Annotated in this window: 1 protein-coding gene and 1 pseudogene; both read right to left on the bottom strand. The window is 56.4% G+C overall.

Features of this window, described 5'->3' with window-relative positions; all coding sequences use genetic code 11:
• Positions 1-188 (bottom strand): annotated as a pseudogene (locus EN935_RS41670) (Zn-dependent hydrolase); the annotation flags it as partial.
• Positions 185-818, bottom strand: a 634-nt coding sequence (locus EN935_RS38360; RefSeq protein ID WP_164771841.1) for a dihydroorotase family protein, incomplete at its 5' end; no start/stop codon positions are given. The gene EN935_RS38360 and the pseudogene EN935_RS41670, both read right to left, overlap by 4 nt.

Here is an 818-nt window from a genome sequence, read left to right as displayed (position 1 = left end):
ATGTTGGTCGTCAGCCCAAGGTCGTGCATTTCGTTGCGAAGCCATTGGCGGGCTTTGAGATGCAGGTCCGAGAATGCAAGCCTCGTCCACGGTTTGTCCGGTTCTGTAAATTCCGCCAGCAAATCCAGGCGAGCCGCGAGTCGTTGCAAATTGATCGGGATCTTGGGATGCTTGAGGGAGGCACTCATCGGCCAGCCCCCCATATGGAAGGGCGAAGAAAGTGGCCGGATCCTGCAAGGTTGAGGACGTTCTTGCCATCCCAAATGCGGGTACCTCGCAAATAGCTTTCTTTTATCTGAGGCAGTTCCATTCCATCATAGAGGCTCCAGTCCGAAACAGTTTTTGAAGCGGCCACCCGCCATGGGGCGAGAGCCGGGTCGATGATACTGAAGTCTGCGTCTGAACCGACAGCAAGCGCGCCCTTTTGCCCAGCCAGTCGGAAGTGGCGAGCAGGATTGTGGGCAAGGACTCGCGCGGCGATCGACAAATCCACGCCGCGATCCATACAGCCCTTGACCAAAGCCGGTACCATCACCTCCAGACTTGGCCCTCCTGAGGCGTTGGCGAGCATGTCCGGGTTGTTTTTTCGATCGAGTGACCAAGCCACATGGTCGGTCGAGACAAGGTCAATGGCTCCCGCCGCCAGGAAATGCCACAGCTTCTCTTTTTCCACTGAAGAACGAATCGGCGGATTACCCTTGGCCAAGCCACCGCGCTCGCGAACGGTATTTTCCTCATCGAATACCAGGTAGTGGATGCAAACCTCAACGCTCGTGTCAAAGCCCTGGCGTTTATAACTTTCGCAGATGTCGATGCCC

The organism is Mesorhizobium sp. M7D.F.Ca.US.004.03.1.1, from assembly GCF_003998635.1.
GTDB classification, from domain to species: domain Bacteria; phylum Pseudomonadota; class Alphaproteobacteria; order Rhizobiales; family Rhizobiaceae; genus Mesorhizobium; species Mesorhizobium loti.
The sequence above is the reverse complement of the archived record's forward strand: the minus strand, read 5'-3'. Positions and strand labels throughout refer to the sequence as shown.